The following is a 4,182-nucleotide window of genomic DNA, read 5'->3' on the forward strand; positions in this document are numbered from 1 at the left end:
CTCTAGGACTACAAAAAGTTTTAGTTTATAACACAATACCTTTAGTAGCTATCGCTTGGATAATTACGACTTACATCATATACAAAAAAACTGTAGTATCTAGATTTTAATATATATGCGTTGCGCTTTAACTATAGCCTATAAGGGAACAGACTATTTAGGCTCACAGACACAGAAGAGTTCACCTAATACTATCATGGGAAACCTTGAAAAAATCCTTTTAAAGCTTAGTATAGACTCAAAAATCATTGCATCTGGTAGAACTGACAAAGGTGTTCATGCTACGGGTCAAGTATGTCATATTGACTTGCCACCATTTTGGAGTGATTTAGATAAACTAAAAAAAGTTTTAAATGAGATGCTCCCTACTAGTATCCAAGTTAAATATATTAAAGAAGTAGATGATGAATTTCATGCAAGATATAGTGCTAAAAAAAGAGTTTATAGATACATCATTAAAGATTCTAAAAGCAATCCATTTGAAGATAAGTTTATTACATTTTTAAACTCTGTAGATTTCCAAAGTATTGAGCAAAATATAAAGTTATACATTGGAGAACATGACTTTAAAAACTTCATGAAAACTGGAAGTGATACAAAGAGTAGTGTTAGAGAGGTTTATAAAGCCTTTGCTTATAAATACAAAGGTTGCATTGTTTTAAACTTCGAAGCTAATGGATTCTTAAGAAGTCAAATTCGTCTTATGGTTGGAGCACTTCTAAAGTTAAATGAAAAAGAATTAGAAGAACAATTAAAATGTAAAAAAAGGTATAAGGTAAAACCCGCACCAAGTAACGGGCTATATTTAGCCCGAATTAAATACTAACTACTTAACATCTTCTTGCTTGTTAAAGTAAGGAATATACTTAGCAGTCTCATAAATACCATAAGTCAAATCTTTCATCTTTTTAACTAGCTCTTTATTCTCTAAAGAGTGATCTTTTAAAGGTGTATCACTATATATATCAAAAAGTGCTGCATCTGTGCCATCTGCTTTAGTTCTATAATAGTATTTCTCACCAATAAGACCAATAGTAGGATTTGGTTTATGATAGATTGTAAAAGCATATCTATCCTTATCAAAACTCTTATCAAAGGCATCTCTACCTAATGTAGTTGCTGTGTAAGAAATATTTGCCATAGATGCTATTGTAGGTAGAGCATCTACCTCACTAAGAACTTTTTCAAAAACTTTTGGCTCTTTAATGAGTGGTGAGTAAATAATAAAAGGAACTCTATAAGATCCTAAACCTAACTTACTTGTACTTTCACCTACAAAAGTATGCTGACCTGTTCTACCAGAGATGCCATGGTCTCCCCAAAATATAAAAATAGTATTTTTATAATACTCACTTTTACGAGCTAAATCCATAAAATGACCAACTGAGTAGTCCATAAATCTAAAAGAATTATATTCTTCAACAGAATCAAATCCATATTTTAGAACTTCTTTATCACTTATATCTGTTCTTGACTCAAATCCGTAACTATCGTTTGGAATAGTATATGGTCTATGGTTTCCTGAAGTTTGTATAACTGAGAGAAATGGCTCTTTCATAGTTACAAGAGCTTTATTTGCTTCACGAAATAGATCAATATCTGAGATACCCCAAACATCATTACGAGGAGATGAGTAATCACCCTCTTCATAAAGTTTAAGACCATTTAAAGACTGACTAAGCATACCACGAATATTTCCCCATGAAGCAGATCCACCAATAAAGTAAGCTTTATCATATCCATCAAAATCTTGTGCAACACTATGTTGGTTTACTATAAGAGGATTACGACTAGATGTGCCTTTTAACTCAACATCAGGAAGACCGGTAACTGTTGTGTAGATAGAACGTGCTGTTCCCGTTGATGGAGTAAAGAAGTTTTTAAAAAAGTACCCATTTTGAGCTAACTCTTTAACATGAGGAGATGGGTCAAGTGGATTTGCAGAAAGACTAGACTTATAAGATGCAAATGATTCTAAAATAACTATAACAACATTTGGTTTTTCTCCTATGGGATGCTTAGGAGTAACAGCTCTTTGAAAATATAACTCTTTAGCGTTCTTACCTTTTACACCCAAATACTCAGATACAATCGGATAATACTGAGCAACTTTTGTCTTATCGTAAGTTATTCTTCCATTTTTCCAAGTATCAAAAAAGTAATGGATTGGATTATAAGTTAACTGTGTTGCAAATGGATATTTTGAAAATGCAGCCTCACTCCAGCGAAGTGGATACTGAGAAAATTTACTATAACCAGCCACTAAAAGAACAAAGAAAGCAATAAAACCAAGTAATATACCTTTTTTCAAACTCACTACTACATCTTTTTGTTTTGTAATGACAAGGAAAAGCTTATGTGTTAAAAATATAAAAACAAGATTTGCAAAAACTATTGCAACTGAAATCCAAATAACTGGATAACTCTCCCAAACCATTTGAGATGAGATTGCAGCATTCTCAGCAAATCTCATTGCTGTAAAATCCAACCTTGTATTTAGATAAGCATAGTGACCAAAATCAACCACATAAAACATAAAATAAAATGCGAATACTGCACTAATATAAACTAACCAGAAGTTACGAGCAAATTTATATTTAAAAGGGCTAAACCATTTAATACCACCAAGAGCGAAGAGTGGTATTATCATAAGTACAACCATTCTAAGGTCAAACCTAAGACCAAGCCACATTGATTTTACTAAATCATTCATCATAAGTGGATACATAGGATCGCTAAAGATTATGTAAAAAGCAATTCTCATAACAACGTAAAGAAGTGTTAGAGAAGGAATAAAGATTAGTAAAAATCTCAAAAGTTTAGGAAGTTGTAAAAATAAGTTCATATAGATAACGCTCTCTTAAAAGAAGATAAGCGAAATTATACAACTTTTAATTTAACATTGGAACAACCCTTGTTATTGCATCATCTATTGTATATGAAGCTGTCCCTGTAGCAACTTTGGTCTCTTTAAGTTTTAGTACTCCATAAACTTTTATCTGCTCATAGGCATCTTCGAGTAAAACACCTTCATCTTTTTTTGTTTGAACAAATATAGTTTGGTTTGCAGGAGATGCAGGAACATGTAGGCATGCTGCTTGAGAAGGAAAAAATAAAAATATATTTACTCTTCGTCCATCTGTATCAATAGGAACTAAATATCCCTCAAGCATGACATTTTTCCCCTCTACATCTTTGTTGTTACCAGCTTTTTTTAGGGCTTCTTGCATCTGAGCATAAATCTTTGCCTCTTGCTCAGATGCTTCTTCTACTTTTGCTACCTTTTTAGTGTAAAAATCTACAATTTCTTTTTGATTAAAATTTGGATCTATTAAAAGATTCCAATCACTAAGTTCATAATTAGGCAAGCTTGAACAGGCAACAAAGATAGGTAAGATAAGAAGAGAGATAAAAAAGTGTTTCATTACATTCTTACACTCAAAGCATCTTGCAGGCTATTTCTATATGACTTTAAAGCAGGGAAAAGACTTGCAATTAGTCCTATAACTATCATAATAAAAAGCATACCAATTTCATAAGAGTCAATAGCATAAAACATTTCTATAGGAAGGTAAGATGAGATTAAAAATAGAGTTGCATCTAAAAAAACTATACCAATTAAAATACCACTTACAATTATCAAAAAGCTCTCTATTGCGAAAAGTGCAAATATATTCCAAGAACTAGCACCTAAACTTCTAAATATTGCTATTTCTCTTCTTCTTTCATTAAGAGTTGAAAACATACTAGATAACATTGTAAATATTGCTGCTATAAACACTGCAGCAGATATCAGCATGAGGATATCTTGCATATTTTTCATCAATTTATACAATTTAGATAATGCTTTTGCAGGAACTATGGCTCTTAGGTTTTCATTTTTATAACTATTTATCTTATCTTGTACACCTAAAATAGCAGAACGATTTTTTAAACCTATAAGAACTCCACCAATATACTTAGGCTTAATATTCATTCTAGATAACTTTTTACTATCTATGTTTAAATTTACAAAGTTTCCACTCTGCCACTCTATATGAATAGCTACATCTGCATCTAGGCGTATAAAAACTGATTCATCATTTGGTGTCATACTTTTTTTAAGAATACCAGATACTTTAAACTCTCTATTTTTATGTTTATGGACATGTTTATAATTTGAATGAGAGAGATGTATAATAT

The 4,182-nt window shown here is 31.5% G+C and carries 4 protein-coding genes; 1 reads left to right on the top strand and 3 read right to left on the bottom strand.

Translation table 11 applies throughout. The annotated features are described in order from the left end of the window. Positions 1-115: 115 nt before the first annotated feature. The gene (gene truA, locus QZZ48_RS14455; RefSeq protein WP_294966964.1) at positions 116-826 is read left to right on the top strand and encodes a tRNA pseudouridine(38-40) synthase TruA; all 711 of its coding nucleotides are present in this window, start codon (positions 116-118) and stop codon (positions 824-826) included. On the opposite strand, the gene QZZ48_RS14460 is transcribed toward truA, so the two are convergent. From QZZ48_RS14460 to QZZ48_RS14470, 3 genes are all read right to left on the bottom strand, one after another. Then, entirely contained in the window at positions 827-2,845 is a 2,019-nt protein-coding gene (locus QZZ48_RS14460) for an LTA synthase family protein (RefSeq protein ID WP_294966965.1), read from the bottom strand. It lies immediately after the preceding gene. Positions 2,846-2,891: 46 nt separating this feature from the next. Next, on the bottom strand, positions 2,892-3,425 hold the full coding sequence (locus QZZ48_RS14465) for a DUF3299 domain-containing protein (RefSeq protein WP_294966966.1): 534 nt from the start codon (positions 3,423-3,425) through the stop codon (positions 2,892-2,894). Continuing rightward, a partial coding sequence (locus QZZ48_RS14470; protein WP_294966967.1) for an FtsX-like permease family protein occupies positions 3,425-4,182 on the bottom strand: 758 nt, incomplete at its 5' end. The genes QZZ48_RS14465 and QZZ48_RS14470, both read right to left, overlap by 1 nt.

The sequence above is a fragment of the Sulfurimonas sp. genome (genome assembly GCF_016744025.1).
Classification (GTDB): Bacteria; Campylobacterota; Campylobacteria; order Campylobacterales; family Sulfurimonadaceae; genus Sulfurimonas.